The organism is Mediterraneibacter sp. NSJ-151 (assembly GCF_022487435.1).
GTDB classification, from domain to species: Bacteria; Bacillota; Clostridia; order Lachnospirales; family Lachnospiraceae; genus Schaedlerella; species Schaedlerella hominis.
The window spans coordinates 118,112-137,090 of record NZ_JAKVPP010000007.1; the positions used below are offsets into that span (position 1 = coordinate 118,112).

Consider the following 18,979-nt stretch of genomic DNA (forward strand, 5'->3'; position numbering starts at 1 on the left):
ATTATCTCAAAAAAGACAGGATGCAAATTAATTGCTTCCTGTCTTTTTTATGAAATAATCCTATTGATTTCTACATTTAAGAAAACATCTTATCTTCCATATAACGCTGTCATTTGTTTCATCTGTTCTACAAGTTCATCTGTCAACGCATCTTTATCCATTCTCCATACCCAGTTTCCGCCTAGTGTAGATGGTGTATTGATTCTTGCACGCTTATCAAGACAGAGGTAATCCTGCATTGGAATCACACATAAATCTGCAACACTTCCCATTGCCATTGCAATAAAATCCCAGGAAAGAGTATCTTCATCTAATGCCGGCTTATGCAAATATTCTTTTGCATAACTTCTACATTCTTTCGACACTTCATGATACCATGCTCTTGTAGTAGTATTGTCATGTGTTCCTGTATATACAACACAATTTGTCGGATACGTATGAGGGAGATAATTTCCAGACTCTCTGGAATCAAACGCGAACTGAAGCACCTTCATTCCCGGATATCCCGAGTCTTTCAATAACTGCAATACCGAATCTGTCAAAAAGCCAAGATCCTCTGCAATAATTTTTAATTCGCCAAGCTTTTCATTGATTGTATTGAACAGATCCATTCCCGGTCCCGGCTGCCAGCAACCATTCTCTGCTGTTTTACTTCCATAAGGAATTGCATAGTACTCATCAAATCCACGGAAATGATCAATTCGTACTACATCGTATAACCGGAAACAATGTGCAATTCGTTCCAACCACCATGTATACCCTGTCTCTTTGTGATATTTCCAATTATATAACGGATTTCCCCACAACTGTCCTGTGGCTGAGAATCCATCCGGTGGGCATCCTGCTACTGCTGTTGGAAGATTTTCTTCATCAAACTGGAATAATTTTGGATTTGCCCAAGTGTCTGCACTGTCAAACGCAACATAAATTGGAATATCTCCAATAATTTCAATTCCTTTTTCATTGGCATAATCATGCAACTTCTTCCATTGACATGTAAATTTATATTGCTGGAACTGATAAAATCCGATTTCATCTTTCAATTCTTCTTCGGCTTTTTTCATATACTCTGGAAGACGGTTACGATACCCCTCTTCCCACTCAATCCAACTTACTCCACCTTGCCAATCTTTAATTGCCATGTACAGACAGTAATCTGTCAGCCATTCTTCATTTTCTTTTATAAATTTTTCATATTCCTTATCCGGGCTAAAACGTTCATACGCTTTTCGAAGCAGTTTAAAACGATTAAAATACATTTTTTCATAATCGATTTCATCAGCCTTGTTTCCAAAATCTGCTGCATCGCATTCATCCTTCGTCAACAGACCTTCTTTGATCAGACTTTCCAGATCAATAAAATATGGATTTCCCGCAAATGTTGAAAAAGACTGGTACGGAGAGTCGCCATATCCCGTAGGACCAAGTGGCAGAATCTGCCACTTTTTTTGTCCTGCTTCTTTCAACTGATCCACAAAAGTATATGCTTCTTTTGAAAAACAACCGATCCCATATTTTGACGGAAGAGAAAATATTGGTAATAACACTCCACTTTCTCGCATTTTGTTTCCTCTTTTCTTTCTTGCTTCTGTTTATTTTACAAACAATATGATTTACTGTACATGCCAAATATCATTGTTATACTCTGCAATTGTACGGTCAGATGAGAAATATCCTGCTTTCGAGATATTTACTACCATCTTCTTGGCCCATGCTTTACGATCTTCATACGCTTTCAATGCTTCTTCCTTCTTTGCTGCATAAGCTTTGAAATCAAGAAGTGTCATGAACCAGTCTTTATTTAACAACTCGTTTTGCAATCTTGTCAAATTCTCTTCATGTCCGATTGCAAGTAATTGCTCTGATGTGATAAAGTCTACTGCAGCCTTGATGTCCGCATCTTCCTCATAGAATTTCTTTGACACATAATCAGCTTTTGCATAGTGTTCAATAACTTCTTCACTTGAAGCACCAAATACAAAAATGTTATCGTCTCCAACAAGCTCATGGATTTCCACATTTGCCCCGTCTTCTGTTCCAAGTGTCAGTGCTCCATTTAACATAAATTTCATATTACCTGTTCCACTTGCCTCTTTTGATGCCAGTGAAATCTGTTCAGAAATATCACAAGCCGGAATCAGTTTTTCTGCTTTTGTCACGTTGTAGTTTTCTACCATAACAACCTTCAGATATGGACTTACTTCTGGATCATTGTTGATCAATTCCTGAAGACATAAAATCAAATGAATAATATCTTTTGCAATAACATATGCAGGAGCTGCTTTTGCCCCAAAAATAACTGTAATTGGTGTAGATGGTTTTTTCCCTGCTTTAATTTCCAGATATTTATGGATTATATACAGTGCATTCATCTGCTGACGTTTGTACTCATGCAGACGTTTGATCTGAATATCAAAAATTGACTCTGGATTTAATTCTACACCCTGGGTTTTCTTCAAATATTCGCAAAGTGCTTTTTTATTTTCTTTTTTCACTTCAAGTAACTGGTCTAATACATTTGCATCTTCTTTATATGCCAGTAATTTTTCCAGCCCGTTTGCATCATTTCGATATTCTTTTCCAATCACCTTATCAAGCAGTTCTGTCAGTCCTGGATTGCAGTGAATCAACCAGCGACGGAATGTAATTCCATTTGTCTTATTATTAAATTTTTCTGGATAAATCTGGTAAAATGGATTCAATTCTGTCTCTTTGAGGATCGCTGTATGCAAAGATGCAACTCCGTTTACACTAAATCCATAATGAATATCAATATGTGCCATATGAACTACATCATTTTTATCTATAATCACAACTCTTTCATCATCAAATTTTCTTCTTACTTTATCATCTAAAATTTCAATGATCGGAACAAGCTGTGGTACAACTTTGTTCAAGTAAGCGATTGGCCATTTTTCCAATGCCTCTGCAAGAATTGTATGATTTGTATATGCACATGTGTTTGATACAATTTCAATTGCCTCATCCATTGCAATTCCACGCTCTACTAACAAACGGATTAATTCTGGAATTACCATTGTCGGATGTGTATCATTAATCTGGATTACTGCATAATCTGCTAAATCATGTAAATTGCATCCACGAGCAACACACTCGTCCAAAATCAGCTGTGCACCATTGCTTACCATGAAATACTGCTGATAAATACGGAGAAGACGACCCTTATCATCACTGTCATCCGGATATAAGAATAATGTCAGATTCTTTGCAATATCTTCTTTGTTAAATGTAATTCCATCTTTTACGATTGTTTCATCTACGGAATCTATATCAAATAAATGAAGTTTATTTGTCTGATTATTGTATCCTGTAACTTCGATGTCATACATTCTTGACTGTAATTTCAAATCACCAAATGTAACCGGATATGTCACATCTGTTTTTGTAAGCCAGCTTTCTTTTTCAATCCATGGATTTGGCACTGCCTTCTGCAATTCGTTTTCAAATTCCTGTTTGAATAATCCAAAATGATAATTCAGACCAATTCCATCTCCACTAATTCCCAAAGTTGCGATTGAATCAAGAAAACATGCTGCCAGTCTTCCAAGTCCACCGTTTCCAAGAGATGGTTCTGGCTCTACCTCTTCAATCTCGCAAATATCTTTTCCATTTGCTGCAAGCAGCTCTCTTACTTCGTCATAAATTCCAAGGTTGATCATGTTATTAGAAAGCAATTTTCCAATCAAAAACTCTGCTGAAATATAATAAATTTTTTTCTTTGTAGCCGGAGCTTCTTTCTCTTTTGCCATTTCCTGCACAATACTTAAAAGTGCATAATAAATTTCTGTATTTGAAGCTGTATCCACTGATTTTCCAAGTTTCTGCTGCAATAATTCCTGAATCTTCATAAATGTGATTCTCCTTTCAAACATTTGCTTGTTTTCATTTTCTATATGTATTTTAATATGATTATATTTATTTTTCTTGCAAAATGCTCTTATTTTATAGTACAATACTATCAATTTTACAAATGATAGTTTTTAACAATCCAATCTTTTACTTTTGATAACATTTTTTTGCAAAATGAAAGGAGCTCTATTATGAATATGAATGAATATCAAAATTATCATGAATCAAAATCACATACTAACATAGAATTTCCTTACAACACTTATCTCTGCTGTATTCCTGTAGATTTTAATCAGGTTCCTCTTCATTGGCATGAAGAACTGGAATTTATCGTAATCACGAAAGGATGTGGGACCATATCTGTAGATTTCCATTCTCAATTAGTCTCCGCCGGTGATATTGTATTTGTACGCCCGGGGCAATTGCATTCTATAGAACAAAAAGAACATTTCCGCATGGAATATGAAAATATTCTTCTTGATCCTGCCATGTTAATAAGCGGAGAGCAAGATTTATGTGCACAGCAGTTTATTCTTCCACTTTTAAACAACCACATTCGAACTGAAACATTTTTTACTCCTGCGCTTCCTTATTATTCAGAAATCGCATCCTGCATCCGGGAAATCGATCAGTTGTGTGATATACGTCCTAAAGGCTATCAATTAGGTGTAAAAGGAAGACTTTTTCAACTCATGTATCTTCTTATATCTAACCAGATAAGTAAAAAAAATATTTCAAGTGCCCGTTTAAAATCACTGGACAAATTGAAAATGATTTTAAAATATGTAGAAGAACATTACGATGAACCAACTACCATTGATGATATGGCTGATTTAACTCATTATAGCAAATCGCATTTTATGAAATTTTTCAAATCGCATATGGGAATGGGATTTATTGAATATTTGAATGATTACCGACTCACCATTGCTGCACGCCAGCTCGTATCTTCCGATGAATCAATCCTTACAGTTGCATCCCTTTCCGGATTTGATAATCTTTCTTATTTTAATAGATTGTTTCGAAGAAAATATCACACTACTCCGGGAGCATATCGTAAGAAAACAGCTTCTGACGAATAATTCCTCATAACCAAAACACTGACCCTTTTTGACAAAAAAGATGACACGCTCCAAGAACATGTCATCTTTTTTATCAATATTATTCCTTGCCTTGCAAGTATAATTCAATTGGATCAATCGGATCAAACGGATTCTCCTCTTCCATCTTGGAATTCCTTCCATGCCTCCTTAAGAGCTCCCCACTTTTATTATAGACCCAAAATGAATATGCCAGAATCTTATTGATCTTTCCCATCTTTTCTTTTGTTGTCTTCGTATAGAATGTACCACCAACCTGAAATTTTGTCTTTTTGTGAATCATAGAAATCAATTCTGTTTCACACGTTACAGGCTCAGGTAAAATAGTATATGCTTTTCCAATACAATCTGTCTTATGGGAATCGCTTCCGCCCACTTTCACTTTTCCATATTTTTCCGCAAGCTTCATTGCACCATCATTCGACTCGGGAGACTCACAGCAATTAAATGCCTCGACAAAATCAAATCGTTTCATCAATTCCGGGGACTTGTAAAAACGTTTTGTATTCGTAAAGCTTAAATACTTTTCACCACATGGATGTGCCGGTCCCAATACACCTCCATTACGATGTACCAGATCAATCAGCACCGGTGCCGGCATTCCACGAAGCTCCAGAAGCTTCATCTTCACACCTTCCGGCATTATCACAAGAATATGTCCTGCATCCCTCGTATCATACTCGATTCCTTTTAACACTACAAAATCTGTGTGTCGTTTTCCTTTGATATGTTCTTTCCAATAACGATATCCGTTATACGTGTTATGGTCTGTTATGACCATTCCCTGAAATCCTTTTTCTTTTAAGATCGTAATATATTCTTCTACGCTGACTCTACTGTCAACAGAGCCTTCTTTTACATGGCAGTGCATATCAATTTTCATATGAAGCATCCCCTTTGCCTTTTCTTACTGTCTGCTATCTATGCAGTACAGTTGTATTACTTATCATCATCTGTAATAATAATAAAATCATCATCATCTTCCAGATCATCTAAATCTGTATAATCGTCTGGATTGTAGCCGTCAACATAATCACTTTCTTCTTCATCTTCATATTCTTCGTCATCCAAATCGATTTCATCCAGATAACTCAAGTCAGGTTCTTTCTTCGGCTTGTCATCCGGTTTATCATCTGACTTATCGTCCGGCTCGTCATCTAACAAAATGGCATCATCGAACATAGCTCTTGCTTTTTCTACCTCATTCTCTGTAGAATTCTGTTCTCTTATCTCAGCTGCTTTTTTCAAATTCTTCTTTTTACGCTTACCGGATTCCAGTGTGAATTGAATTATACCACCGACAATTGCAACCAGTACCATGATTCCGTATCTGAAAATTGGATTATCAAACTCCGCCAATGTAGCAATTGCATCCCCTGCGAGCACTCCACCGAGTATACTTGTCACAACAATCATGATTGGTTCTACAAACTTCAATGCCAGTAATGCGATGACAAGGCCAATTGCCAGACATACACCCAGGAAAATCCAATCCTGTGGATTCACGAACAGGATTGCAATGTAAGTTCCTGTCAAAAGTGCCAGCAAAAATATTCCAAAACGATAAAAAAATCCTGCCAAAAATGCCAATACAATTCCGCCCCCAATGGTTGCTCCTACCACAATCATCGGTTCTAATCCTGCTAATTCTGTCACAGCAAAACCAATTCCGGCACCTGCAACAAGTCCAAGAAGTGCACTCCACAAACGAATCAGTTTTAAACCAAACATACTTAAAAATATACCTATCACAGTTGTAACAATCAGCGCAATCATCATGTTTTCACTTACAACCTGATTCACTGTATCTGAATTTACACTTTTAAGATATTGATATACTTGATCAGCTATTGTACTTATGTCCATCTTAATCTCTCCTCTTTTATACTTATAGTTCCCCGTATGTTTCTGTATCTTTTTCTTTTGATACTATTCTTATTTTATCAATTTTTACATTGTTATACAAGTAAATCAAACGAAGTTCACAAGATGTACACGAAAAAATTTTTTCTGTTTAAAAACCTCAAAAAGCATTTCCTATCGTATAAAAAAGCAAAAAGTAAGAGCCGATACGATTATTCATCCGATTCATATCAGCCCTTACTTTATATGTAATTCTTTATTCATTTAATATGCTGGTGGTCTATACCTCCTATTCTTTTCTATTCTTACGATTCGTTCTCTGATGAGAATCACGTTCGAAATAGATTTTACTTCTCTCATAACTTTCTCGTCATTATGATCTTTCTCTATCTCTTCTCACCCAATATCGAGAATCCTTCATAAGTGGAACTTACTGAATATTTTTTGAAGAAGACCTTTTTCCATCTCTTTCAATGATTTTTTACTTTTCTTTTATCTTAGCTAATAAGATTTATTTATCACTCTTTCAGATGTTTTTGTCTGTTCAATTGTATTCGTTCAGTTCTTTTTGTTGACTTTATATTAACATTCATTTTCACTTTTGTCAATATATTTTCTGCTTTATTTTATATTTTTATTTAATTATCAGTTTTTTATTGTTTTTCTTCTTATTTATCTGTCTTATATTGTTTGATTTCTATTACCATCTTTGCTATTTATAAAAATGTACTTGAAACACATTTATTGACTTTTTTTTTAAGAATCAGTACAATAGGTATATTCTTTCATAAGAGTTGAATTTTTAATCGTCTCTTATAATCATAGATAAAGGAGTTTAAAGTATGGAACATTTAACAATTCCTGAAGGCTACTCGTCTCCTCTTACAATTCGCGAGACAGAAGTTGCTATCAAAGAAGTAAAAGACTATTTTGAACGTGCACTTGCGAAATCCTTGCATTTGACACGTGTTTCCGCCCCATTATTTGTCCGCCCGGAATCCGGACTGAATGATAATTTAAATGGAGTAGAAAGACCTGTTTCTTTCGGTATCAAAGAGCAGGACGATGCACCTGCCGAAATCGTTCATTCACTGGCCAAATGGAAACGATATGCATTAAAGCATTATAATTTTCATTCTGGAGAAGGACTCTACACTGACATGAGTGCCATTCGTCGTGATGAGGATACTGATAATATTCATTCTATTTATGTCGATCAATGGGATTGGGAAAAAGTCATTTCCAAAGAAGAACGTAACACAGAAACCTTGGAATATACAGTAAGAAAAGTATTCAGTGCATTAAAAGAAACAGAAAACTATATTTCCAGACGTTATAACTACATTGAGCCATTATTGCCTGATGATATTTTCTTTGTAACTTCTCAGGAATTAGAAGATATGTATCCTGACAAAACACCAAAACAACGTGAATATCTGATCGCAAAAGCAAAAAAAGCGGTATTTATCTCTCAAATCGGTAAAGAACTTGCTTCAGGAGAAAAACACGATGGACGTGCTCCTGACTATGATGACTGGGATTTAAATGGTGACATCATCGTTTATTATCCGGTTTTGGATATTGCATTAGAGCTTTCTTCTATGGGAATTCGTGTTGATGAAGATTCACTTGCCCGCCAGCTTAAGCTTGCTGATTGTGAGGAACGTGCCAACCTTCCATTCCAGAAATCTCTTCTTAACAAAGAACTTCCTTACACTGTCGGTGGCGGTATCGGGCAGTCACGTATTTGTATGTATTACTTAAGAAAAGCACATATCGGTGAAGTCCAGTCTTCTATCTGGCCTGAAGAAGTCCTTCAATGTGCAAGAGAACATGGCATTCAGTTATTGTAATCTCTGCCACAATTGATACTTGCTTTGACTGATACAATCAAGTCGAACGTCCGTGAGACTTGGCGCGTGATTCTGGTCAGCAAAGCTGACATATTCCTATCAGAATCACTGCGCATCCTCGCGGAGCGTTTATCTCAGTCGAGAAGACTCACCACCTGAAGAGGTGGGAGTCTTCTCGACTGAGATAAAAAATGGTAGACAACACTTTTTGAAGTGTTATCTACCATTTTTTATTATTTTATATCATTTAAAATTCTTTATAATTTTAGAATAATAATTTAACACATCCATACATACCTGCATCATTTCCAAGTGTTGCAAGTGTCACTTTTGTCTCACGACATGCCTGGAATACTATTTCAGAATATTTTTTCTGGATTCCTTCAATAAGAATGTCTCCCGCTCTTGAAACACCTCCGCCGATTACGAAAACCTCTGGGTCTACTACACCGGCTACATTTGCCAAAGCAGTTCCAAGCACTGTACAAAGCTTGTCTACCAACTCTAACGCTACTTCATCTCCTTCTTTTGCTACATCAAAAATATCTTTTGCTGTTAATGGATCAAAAGCTGTCAATTTTGTTGTTCTTGTTTCAGTCTGAAGCTTCTTCTTTGCCATACGTACAATTCCTGTAGCAGATGCATACTGTTCCAGACAACCTTTTCTTCCACAACCACAGCATTCTGTTTCCTCATCATCCATATGGATATGGCCAAGCTCTCCTCCGGCTCCATTAGCTCCTGCAATTATTTTACCATCGACGATGATTCCGCCGCCAACACCTGTTCCAAGTGTGACCATAACAACATTCTGATATCCTTTTCCGCCACCTTGCCACATCTCACCGAGCGCAGCTACATTCGCATCATTTCCTGCCTTGACAAGAAGCCCTGTCTTCTCTTCCAGTTCTTTCTCAACATTTACAACATCCCAGCCAAGATTTACACATTTATGTACTACACCTTCATTGTCAACTGGTCCAGGCACGCCAAGTCCGATTCCCTGAACATCTTCTTTATCAATATTCTTTTCTTCCATCTTACCAAGTACAGATGCTGCAACATCATCCAATATAGATGCTCCGTTATTCTCTGTATTTGTTTTGATTTCCCATTTTTCAAGAATCACACCGCTCATATCAAACAGACCAATTTTGCAAGTAGTTCCCCCTACATCTACACCAAATCCATATTTTTTCATGCCTTTACCTCGCTGAATCTCTTTCAGTTTCCTTTCTTATTTTTATCTCAGTCGAGAAGACTCCCACCTCTTTCAGGTGGTGAGTAACAGCAGATTTGTCTCAGTGGGAGTCCAATCTCCGACTGAGATAAACGCTCCGCGAGGATGCGCAGTGATTCTGTAAAGAATGTGTCAGCTTACGCTGACCAGAATCACGCGCCAAGTCTCGCGGCTGCTCGACTTGAATTATATTTTACCTAATTTGTTATATTTTCGTCAACCAATAACTTTGCTATCATTTAACTATATTTTTTTATGCTCCTGTTTTTCGCGATCTACAAACATCATGATAAATGCAACAAACAAAAGAGCTGAACAAATTAAAATAGCTCTTTCTTTCATTAGGATTACGAACTTATTTCCAATGATAGCACCCATCACAAAGCATAAAATCACGCCATAATACAAAAGACTTTTTTGCAAACAACTGCTTTTTTTTGTTCTAAAAAAATCCGTCAGATTCTGTGTTGCACTTCGCAAATTACCAATACACATTGTTGTCGCGATCCCATTTCCATGAATCTTACGAAAACTTTCTACTTGAATTCCGCATGCAAAAGATGTAAGACTGTTCGCCAGCGTATTCATATCTTGTGAAATAAAGCTTACACCCATAAGTACAATAGCTTCCACTAATACAGAAAATTGCCTCCAGTGAAACAAACCTTCTTCATTACTCTTGTAACGAATCACTTCAGCCAGCGCAATTCCGATTGCAAATGCCATCACCGGGAAGAAATAATGTGCCGCCAGCCCCCATTCTTTCTGTGATAAATGAATTCCAAGTAAAAGCATATTTCCTGTCTGTGCATTTGCAAATACCCCGTCCCTGCACATATAGGAATATGCATCCATAAATCCTCCTGCTACTGCAAGCACAATTCCCAGTCGAATGGATTCCGACATTTGTTTCGAATGTTTCATTTTTCTACACTTCTCTCTTAATTTTCTCGTTTTGTTCCCCAGAAAAATAATGCAACAGTTCCAGGGCCTGTATGACTTCCAATCGTGGTCCCAATGTCATTGATCATAACATTTCCTTTCAGATTCGGAAAACGCTCTTCTATCATATCTGCAACTTTTCTTGCATCTTCATAACATGCTGACTGGGACATAAAGCATTTGTCTGCATATTGTAAACCATTAACGGCAAATTGCTCCATCTTCTTCACTATTTCTTTGCTGACTTTTTTCTTTCCACGTATCTTAAATCTTGGAATTAATTTTCCCTCATTGCTTACATTTAATAGTGGACAAATATCTAACGCTGTTCCAAACCATCCCGAAATCTTAGATATTCTTCCCCCTTTAATAAAAAATGTAAGGTCTGTTGTGAAAAACCAATGATGTACTTCCAGCTTATGTTCTTCAGCCCATGAAGCAACCTCATCAATGGATTTTCCTTCATCTCGCAAATCTGCCAGCTTATCCATCAATAGTCCATATCCAGAAGATGCTGCAAGCGAATCAATAATATAAATCTTTCGGTCCGGATATTCTTCTTCCAACATCTCTTTCGCTGTTCGTGCTGAATTCAAAACCCCTGAAATTCCTGATGACAATGTCACATGTAAAATATCTTTTCCATCTTCAAGAAATGGTCGGAAATATTCAACAAACTCGCCTACGTTGATCTGTGATGTCTTGGTATCAGCACCATCCTGCATCTTTTTATAAAACTGCTGGAATGGCATAGACTGTCCAAGATCATCCGGATACTCTACTCCATCCATAAAATAATGAAAACAAACATATGATATCTTTCGTTCTTCAAAAAATTCTTTTGGCATATCTGCCGTAGAACAACAACTTAAAATATACTCTCCCATCTGCTACTTCCTCCATGTTATCACTTACGTTGTTTCCTATTATAAAGCATTTCCCATAAAAGACAATTCCTTTTTTCTTTCTCTTTTAAGTTCGTATAAACTGACCTTGTGAAAAACACAACGTTAAAATTTTATCGTTATATTGCATAAAATTTAACAAACTATTTTTTAGATTTTTGTGCATTTTTCTTGCTTTTTTTTAGTTTATCGCATAAAATAAACTTAATTGAGTTTACGTGTTACGCTTGATACGTAAATACATTTGCAATTTTAATAATTTATGAAAAGGAGAATTTGATATGAGTAGATTAGAAATCCCTACCCCTATCCGGGCTCAGGTCGTTGTTGAAGGACTCTATCGTGATCTGGAACGTCGAATCGAATCCAGCCCTCCGGGACTTTGTCCTGTAGATATGACCCGTGCCTTTCTTGAAATGTGTCACACACAATCCTGTGGCAAATGTGTTCCTTGCCGTGTCGGTCTCTGGCAGCTAAAAAACCTTTTAACAGATGTTTTAAATGGCGAAGCTACCATGCAGACATTAGATGAAATGACGGAGCTTGCTACTTCTATTATGGAAAGTTCTGACTGTCCGATCGGATACGAAGCTGCTCATATGGTCTACAAAAGTTTATTAGGCTGTCGTGAAGATTATGAAGAGCATATTCGTCAGGGAAGATGTACATGCCAGTATACCCAGCCGGTTCCTTGTGTATCGCTTTGTCCTGCACATGTTGACATTCCTGGTTATATCGCACTTGTAAAAGCAGGTCGTTACGCAGATGCTATCCGCTTGATCAGAAAGGATAATCCATTCCCTACAACCTGTGGTTTTATCTGCGAGCATCCTTGTGAAGCACGTTGCCGCCGTAATATTGTTGACGATGCTGTCAATATCCGCGGTCTCAAGCGTGTAGCAGCTGACTTTGCAGGCGAAGTTCCACCTCCGGTCTGTTCACCATCCACAGGTAAACGAATTGCTGTTGTAGGTGGAGGTCCGGTTGGACTAAGTGCTGCATATTTTCTGCAGTTAATGGGACATCAGACACATGTATTTGAGATGCTTCCAAAATTAGGTGGTATGCTTCGCTATGGTATCCCTAATTATCGTCTTCCTAAAGACCGTCTGGATGATGATATTAATGCAATCTTAAAAACAGGTGTCGAAGTTGAATATGGTAAACGAATCGGTGAAGATATGACTATCCAGAGTCTTCGTGAAAATTATGACGCTGTCCTGATTGCAATCGGAGCAAGTACAGATAAAAAACTTGGTATCGAAGGTGAGAATGCAGACGGAGTCCTCTCCGCAGTTCGTTTCCTCCGTGATGTCGGGGAAGGAACACCTGCAAATCTTGAGGGACAGGAAGTTGCTGTTATTGGTGGCGGTAATGTATCTATGGATGCAGTCCGCACTGCAAAACGTCTCGGTGCCAAAAAGGTAAGCATTGTATATCGTCGTCGTACAGCTGATATGACAGCTCTTGCAGCTGAAATTGAAGGGGCTGTCGCTGAAGGAATTGAGGTACAGACTTTGATGGCTCCATCCAAAATCCAGGTAGATGACAATAATCATGTAACCGGTATTTATGTTACTCCGCAAATGATCAGCAAGATCAAAGACGGACGCGCAAGTGTACGACCGACAGGAGAAGAAGACGTATTTATTCCTTGTCAGACACTGATCGTTGCCATCGGACAAGATATCGAATTTCAGCATTTTGAAGAAGCCGGTGTACCTGTTCAGCGCGGTAAGATCCAGACTGCAACATCCGGCGGATTTGATAACATTCCTGGCGTATTTGCCGGTGGAGACTGTGCATCCGGTCCTGCAACTGTAATCAAAGCAATTGCAGCTGCTAAAGTAGTCGCAGCAAACATTGATGAATATCTTGGATATCATCACATCATCAGCTGTGATGTTGAGATTCCGGAACCAGAACTTTCCGATCGTAAACCTTGCGGAAGAGTAAACTTAACGGAACGAGAAGCAGGTGAACGCGTCTGCGACTTTGATGGTGTTGAAAACTGCATGTCCAAAGCTGAGGCAGATCAGGAAGCCGGACGTTGTCTGCGCTGTGATCACTTCGGTTATGGAAGCTTCAAAGGAGGTCGAGAAACATTATGGTAAATATTACGATTGATAATCAAAAAATCTCCGTACCGGAAGGTACAACCATTATGGAAGCGGCTGCATCCATCGGCATCCAGATTCCAAAACTTTGCTATTTAAAAGGCATTAACGATATCGCAGCCTGTCGTGTCTGCGTTGTCGAACGTGAAGGGATGGAGCGTCTTATGACCTCCTGCAATAACGTTGCGATAGAAGGCATGGTTATTTACACAAACAGTCCTAAGGTTCGTGATGCCCGCAAAAAAACGGTACAGCTTATCTTATCTCAGCATGACTGCCAGTGTGCAACTTGTGTCAGAAGTGGAAACTGTACATTACAGAAAATCGCAAATGATTTGAATATACTTGATATTCCATATAAACAAAGACTGGAAGATTTTCCATGGGATAAGGATTTTCCTTTTATCCGCGATTCCAAAAAATGTATTAAATGTATGCGCTGCATCCAGATTTGTGATAAAATTCAGGATTTACATATCTGGGATGTGACAAGTACCGGTTCTAGAACAACCGTAAACGTAAGAGGAAACAAAAAGATTTCTGATGTATCTTGTTCACTTTGTGGACAGTGCATTACCCATTGCCCTGTTGGTGCACTTCATGAAAGAGACGATACAGAAAAAGTATTTCGTGCCATTGCCGATCCAAGTAAGGTAGTTGTTGCACAAGTTGCTCCTGCTGTACGTGCCGCATGGGGTGAAGCTCTCGGATTATCTCGTGAAGAGGCAACTGTAGGCAAAATCATGGATTCCCTCAAACGTCTTGGTGTAGATTATGTATTTGATACAACATTCTCTGCTGACCTGACCATTATGGAAGAAGGAAATGAATTCCTGCAGAGATTTACAAAAGGCGAATTAAAATTACGTCCAATGTTTACATCCTGCTGCCCTGGATGGGTTCGATTTATCAAATCGCAATACCCTCATCTGGTTCCACAGTTATCAACTGCAAAATCTCCACAGCAGATGTTTGGTGCAGTCATGAAAACTTATTTTGCTGAATCAATTGGCGTAAAACCAGAAAATATTTACACACTTTCCATCATGCCTTGCGTTGCTAAAAAAGGCGAACGAAACATGGAACTGTTCTATAAAGAATATGCCGGAAATGATATTGATGCGGTTCTTACAACCCGCGAACTTACACGTATGATCCGCTCTTCACACATTTCACCTTCTACATTAGTAGACCGTGAATGCGACCCACTTATGAAAGAAGGAAGCGGTGCCGGTGTAATCTTCGGTGCAACCGGAGGTGTTATGGAGGCAGCTCTTCGTTCTGCCCACTATCTTGTAACAGGTAAAAATCCAGAGCCGGATGCATTTAAAATTGTACGAAGCCCATCTTTTGAAACAGGTGTTATAGAGGCTGAAGTACAGCTTGGCAGTGCAACTGTAAAAGCTGCTGTTGTCAGCGGACTCGGTAATACACGTAAATTACTCGAAGCAATCGAACACGGTGAAGTACACTACGACTTCGTAGAAGTTATGGCCTGTCCTGGCGGATGCGTTGGAGGTGGCGGTCAGCCAATCCATGACGGAGAAGAACTTGCCCATGAACGTGGTGAAAATCTCTACTTCCTTGATGCCAATGCACCACTTCGTTTCTCTCATGAAAATCCAGATGTACAGAAGTTGTACTCTGACTACATGGAGAGACCATTATCGCACAAGGCACATATGCTTCTTCACACAGACCATAATGCCTGGGAGATGCCAAAAGCTTAAATAACTTTTTTAACACAATATTAATTTTTTAAACCAAATCTAAGCCTTCCTATTTGTATGAAGAAAAGAGACGCATATCCGTTTTCGATAACGGCTGCGTCTCTTTTTTATATCTCTTTGATTACTTAGTTTTTATTCTACTCTTCATCATATGTATCTAAGAAATGATGCTTCACTCCATGCTCTTTATATGCCACAATCGTACTTAAATTCACATTCTCGACACTTTTAAAAATATTTCCTTCAACATATTTGTTTGTCTTTTTTAATTCCTGGATAAGTGCCTTGATTTCCATTCTTTTTGACTGATTTTCTTCGTTATTACATGTTGTGCATGTATCCGTAAATTTGCAGGCACACTGAATAAAATGCAAATTGTTGTAATCTCTCCACGCTTTAATGCTATCCTCTCGAACCAGATATAACGGACGAATCAATTCCATTCCCTCAAAATTTGTACTGTGAAGCTTCGGCATCATTGTCTGAACCTGTGCCCCGTACAGCATTCCCATCAAAATTGTCTCAATAACATCGTCGTAATGATGACCCAGAGCAATTTTATTGCATCCTAATTCTTTTGCATAACTGTACAAATGTCCTCTTCTCATTCGTGCACACAAATAACATGGTGATTTTTCTATATTGTATACAGAATCAAAAATATCTGACTCAAACACCGTGATCGGCACTTTCAGCTTTCTTGCATTTTCCTCAATAACCTGTCTGTTTGCAGGGCTGTATCCCGGATCCATAACAAGAAATTTTACATCAAACTGAAACTTATTATGTCTTTTCAACTCCTGAAACAACTTTGCCATTAGCATAGAATCCTTACCACCAGAAATACAAACTGCGATTCGATCGCCCTCTTTTACCAATTCGTACTGATTGATTGCTTTTGTGAATTTGCTCCAGATTGGTTTATGAAATTTCTTCCGGATACTCTGCTCCACATCTGCGCAGATTTCATCTGCCTCCTGCTGCTTCATCGTATCGAGCAACCATGCAATGTAACCTCCTTGAAGACTTACCGCATCATATCCAGATTCACACAATGCTTCTGCTACATCGACACTAACACGTCCTCTCGCACAGCATATTACAAGTTTTTTTTCTCTTGAGAATACTCCTTCTGTCTGATTCTCTATCACTTTTTCTATCTCTTCTGCCGACATATGAACCGCATTCGGAATACTCCCGTGCGATATCTCAGTCTCATCCCGCATATCAATAATCTGATAACTGTTTTGATTCAGATTTCTTAACTCTTGTACTGTAATTTCCATCTTTATAATTCCTTCTCTATATGATGTCTTTTATCAAATATACCTTTAACATCCTACCATGTTTTAAGGATTACGGCAACTGCGGGTTTGCTATTTAGTTCACGACAGCCTCCAAGAAAGAAAAGACTATGCGCTCCTGCTCAGCTTCGTCGGGCAAGCCCGACTCCAATTCGCTGGATTGTATAGTCTTTTCTTTCTTAAAGGTGTACCGTGATTGAAATAAGTGGAGGGATGAGGCGATTTACTTTTCTGGTATCTGATGTATCTATATCATGAGGTTATTTGCTTGTACAGATGCTTTTGTAGCAACCGTTGTATCTGCACTGGCTTAATATTCGCTGTTGCAGATGCTTTTTTGGCAGCTGTTGTATCTGCAACTTGCTTTTCTTTAAACTTGCAGATACTTTTAAGCCTGCCTATCATGTACAATTGCATCTACATCTTGTCTGTTCTAATATTTGAGGATGCTTCCTTCACAAATTTTGCATCCTCAACTTGCTTTTTCTATAACTTGCAGATAACTCTTGCTGAAATTTTGCATCTTCAATTTCCTAAAATCCACTATCTCAGATATCTTCCCCAACATCTTTTGACTTCTATTTACTTCACAACTTGAGCCAATACATTACTTACAAAGAATTGATATAAGAAATTCGAGCGAATATGGAGTGAGCGTTGGAGACGCTTAGAGCGTAAATCTTTGTGTTAATGAATTTGAACGAACATGTTTGAAGCTGCGTAGCAGCAAATTTGAGTTCAAATTCATTTGCTTCCCGCAAAAATTTACGCTCTTATGTGTCTCCCGCTCATGGAATCTGAGCAAGAATTCTTATATCAATTTTTTGTAAGGAACGTATTGCCACCCAGTGAATTAAATAGCAACTCAATCATCTATATTCCCCCAATTTATAAAATGCTGCTTTCATTTCTGAAAACAGCACTTTACAACAACATGTTCAATTATATATTTCATTTACGATTATTTAAATAGTTTCACATACGGATGTTCCCCCGTATAACTCTCCCAATTTTCTTCTAACCTCTGTCATCGTTCTCCAACTCGTCTGCTTGTTACAAGCTCTTTTACCTTCGGTCCTGCGAGCTGAATCAAGATTACGATAATCAAAATCGTTCCTTTAATCGCATCATTAATTAGTGAATCCATCTTCAAGGCCACAATTATTTTATCTATGATTGTATAAGACATAGCTCCGAACAAAATGCCAAGACATCTTCCTTTTCCGCCTGACATACTGATTCCACCGAGTACCACTGCTGCGATTGCATACATTTCATAACTTTTTCCTGTCGTTGCCGGGTCGGAAGATCCGTTCATTGCAATCCACAAAAATGCTGCAATACCTGTCATAACACCCGCTATAACAAATACAACCACTTTCATTTCACTAACACTGATTCCCGACATTTTGGCACCTTTTTCGTTACTTCCAATTGCATATACCTTTTTACCAAATTTTGTACTCGTAGAAATGTACACAATCAGTGCTGTCATAATCAGCAAAATAAGTCCTACCACCGGAATTGTGAGAAATTTTCCATTTCCAAACTGATACAATGCCTGATACGAAGTGTGGCTGGATGTCATACGATAAACAGAACTTCCACCTCCGCATAATTCTTTTGAAATATGCTGGCATGCATACTGTGCTACGGAACGATAAATTAACATTGTCGCAAGTGTCACAATAAACGCTGGCATTTCTACTGCACCGACTAATACACCATTAATTAATCCACATATTGCGCCAAATACAATTGTAAATAATAATGTTATAAAAATATTATCCGTCATATTAAAGATGACAACTGCAAATCCACTGACCATTGCCAGCATTGAACCTACTGACAGATCGATTTCACCAGTCAGGCATACAAGACCCATCCCAAGTGCAATAATTCCAACTACAGCAGAATGACGAAATATATTCATCACCCCGTTCCATGTCAATCCATTGCTCGATAACGCATATACTAAAAAGATTACTAAAAATACAAATACATAATTATAGCGGGACCATATTTTCCCCAACATTGATTTTTTTGTTTTCATCT

At 38.0% G+C, this 18,979-nt stretch carries 13 protein-coding genes; 4 read left to right on the forward strand and 9 right to left on the reverse strand.

Annotated features, from left to right (window positions below):
* Window positions 1-89: 89 nt before the first annotated feature.
* Both malQ and LQE94_RS09095 read right to left on the reverse strand, forming a co-directional pair.
* Window positions 90-1,562 (reverse strand): 4-alpha-glucanotransferase, encoded by a 1,473-nt coding sequence (gene malQ / locus LQE94_RS09090; RefSeq protein ID WP_240577496.1) that lies wholly within the window; start codon window positions 1,560-1,562, stop codon window positions 90-92.
* Window positions 1,563-1,613: 51 nt separating this feature from the next.
* On the reverse strand, window positions 1,614-3,869 hold the full coding sequence (locus LQE94_RS09095; RefSeq protein WP_240577497.1) for a glycogen/starch/alpha-glucan phosphorylase: 2,256 nt from the start codon (window positions 3,867-3,869) through the stop codon (window positions 1,614-1,616).
* Window positions 3,870-4,061: 192 nt separating this feature from the next.
* Here LQE94_RS09095 and LQE94_RS09100 point away from each other — a divergent pair, with 192 nt between their 5' ends.
* Window positions 4,062-4,952, forward strand: a complete 891-nt coding sequence (locus tag LQE94_RS09100) for a helix-turn-helix transcriptional regulator (RefSeq protein WP_240577498.1) — start codon at window positions 4,062-4,064, stop codon at window positions 4,950-4,952.
* A gap of 79 nt (window positions 4,953-5,031) precedes the next feature.
* Here the strand turns inward: LQE94_RS09100 and LQE94_RS09105 are convergent, their stop codons facing one another.
* Window positions 5,032-5,853: a PHP domain-containing protein gene (locus LQE94_RS09105; RefSeq protein WP_022074761.1), complete on the reverse strand. Its 822-nt coding sequence runs from the start codon at window positions 5,851-5,853 to the stop codon at window positions 5,032-5,034.
* A gap of 56 nt (window positions 5,854-5,909) precedes the next feature.
* Entirely contained in the window at window positions 5,910-6,836 is a 927-nt protein-coding gene (locus tag LQE94_RS09110; RefSeq protein WP_240577499.1) for a TMEM198/TM7SF3 family protein, read from the reverse strand.
* Between the two features lie 839 nt (window positions 6,837-7,675).
* Between LQE94_RS09110 and asnA the strand changes: the two genes are divergently transcribed.
* On the forward strand, window positions 7,676-8,686 hold the full coding sequence (gene asnA / locus LQE94_RS09115) for an aspartate--ammonia ligase (protein ID WP_022074769.1): 1,011 nt from the start codon (window positions 7,676-7,678) through the stop codon (window positions 8,684-8,686).
* Window positions 8,687-8,951: 265 nt separating this feature from the next.
* Here the strand turns inward: asnA and LQE94_RS09120 are convergent, their stop codons facing one another.
* The 3 genes from LQE94_RS09120 to LQE94_RS09130 all read right to left on the reverse strand — a co-directional run bounded on the left by LQE94_RS09120 (window position 8,952) and on the right by LQE94_RS09130 (window position 11,755).
* Window positions 8,952-9,887 carry an ROK family glucokinase gene (locus LQE94_RS09120; protein WP_022074770.1) on the reverse strand — a complete coding sequence of 312 codons (936 nt, stop codon included), beginning with the start codon at window positions 9,885-9,887 and terminating at the stop codon, window positions 8,952-8,954.
* 282 nt (window positions 9,888-10,169) lie between these two features.
* A complete protein-coding gene (locus tag LQE94_RS09125) occupies window positions 10,170-10,850 on the reverse strand; it encodes a YoaK family protein (protein WP_240577500.1) in 681 nt (226 codons plus the stop codon).
* A gap of 17 nt (window positions 10,851-10,867) precedes the next feature.
* Entirely contained in the window at window positions 10,868-11,755 is an 888-nt protein-coding gene (locus LQE94_RS09130) for a DegV family protein (RefSeq protein ID WP_240577501.1), read from the reverse strand.
* Between the two features lie 299 nt (window positions 11,756-12,054).
* Here LQE94_RS09130 and LQE94_RS09135 point away from each other — a divergent pair, with 299 nt between their 5' ends.
* Window positions 12,055-13,887, forward strand: coding sequence for an NAD(P)-binding protein (locus LQE94_RS09135; RefSeq protein WP_240577502.1), 1,833 nt, complete (start codon window positions 12,055-12,057; stop codon window positions 13,885-13,887).
* Window positions 13,881-15,620: a [FeFe] hydrogenase, group A gene (locus LQE94_RS09140; RefSeq protein ID WP_240577503.1), complete on the forward strand. Its 1,740-nt coding sequence runs from the start codon at window positions 13,881-13,883 to the stop codon at window positions 15,618-15,620. Before LQE94_RS09135 ends, LQE94_RS09140 begins: the two co-directional genes overlap by 7 nt.
* A gap of 137 nt (window positions 15,621-15,757) precedes the next feature.
* On the opposite strand, the gene LQE94_RS09145 is transcribed toward LQE94_RS09140, so the two are convergent.
* Window positions 15,758-16,906, reverse strand: a complete 1,149-nt coding sequence (locus LQE94_RS09145) for an ATP-binding protein (RefSeq protein ID WP_240577504.1) — start codon at window positions 16,904-16,906, stop codon at window positions 15,758-15,760.
* 1,045 nt (window positions 16,907-17,951) lie between these two features.
* Window positions 17,952-18,977, reverse strand: coding sequence for an ABC transporter permease (locus tag LQE94_RS09150; RefSeq protein ID WP_240577505.1), 1,026 nt, complete (start codon window positions 18,975-18,977; stop codon window positions 17,952-17,954).
* Between the last annotated feature and the right edge of the window lie 2 nt (window positions 18,978-18,979).

Bases quoted from the DNA above. Each gene is read 5' to 3' on its own strand.
- malQ (WP_240577496.1), bottom strand. From the start codon at position 1,562: ATGCGAGAAAGTGGAGTGTTATTACCAATATTTTCTCTTCCGTCAAAA.
- LQE94_RS09095 (WP_240577497.1), bottom strand. From the start codon at position 3,869: ATGAAGATTCAGGAATTATTGCAGCAGAAACTTGGAAAATCAGTGGAT.
- LQE94_RS09100 (WP_240577498.1), top strand. From the start codon at position 4,062: ATGAATATGAATGAATATCAAAATTATCATGAATCAAAATCACATACT.
- LQE94_RS09105 (WP_022074761.1), bottom strand. From the start codon at position 5,853: ATGAAAATTGATATGCACTGCCATGTAAAAGAAGGCTCTGTTGACAGT.
- LQE94_RS09110 (WP_240577499.1), bottom strand. From the start codon at position 6,836: ATGGACATAAGTACAATAGCTGATCAAGTATATCAATATCTTAAAAGT.
- asnA (WP_022074769.1), top strand. From the start codon at position 7,676: ATGGAACATTTAACAATTCCTGAAGGCTACTCGTCTCCTCTTACAATT.
- LQE94_RS09120 (WP_022074770.1), bottom strand. From the start codon at position 9,887: ATGAAAAAATATGGATTTGGTGTAGATGTAGGGGGAACTACTTGCAAA.
- LQE94_RS09125 (WP_240577500.1), bottom strand. From the start codon at position 10,850: ATGAAACATTCGAAACAAATGTCGGAATCCATTCGACTGGGAATTGTG.
- LQE94_RS09130 (WP_240577501.1), bottom strand. From the start codon at position 11,755: ATGGGAGAGTATATTTTAAGTTGTTGTTCTACGGCAGATATGCCAAAA.
- LQE94_RS09135 (WP_240577502.1), top strand. From the start codon at position 12,055: ATGAGTAGATTAGAAATCCCTACCCCTATCCGGGCTCAGGTCGTTGTT.
- LQE94_RS09140 (WP_240577503.1), top strand. From the start codon at position 13,881: ATGGTAAATATTACGATTGATAATCAAAAAATCTCCGTACCGGAAGGT.
- LQE94_RS09145 (WP_240577504.1), bottom strand. From the start codon at position 16,906: ATGGAAATTACAGTACAAGAGTTAAGAAATCTGAATCAAAACAGTTAT.
- LQE94_RS09150 (WP_240577505.1), bottom strand. From the start codon at position 18,977: ATGAAAACAAAAAAATCAATGTTGGGGAAAATATGGTCCCGCTATAAT.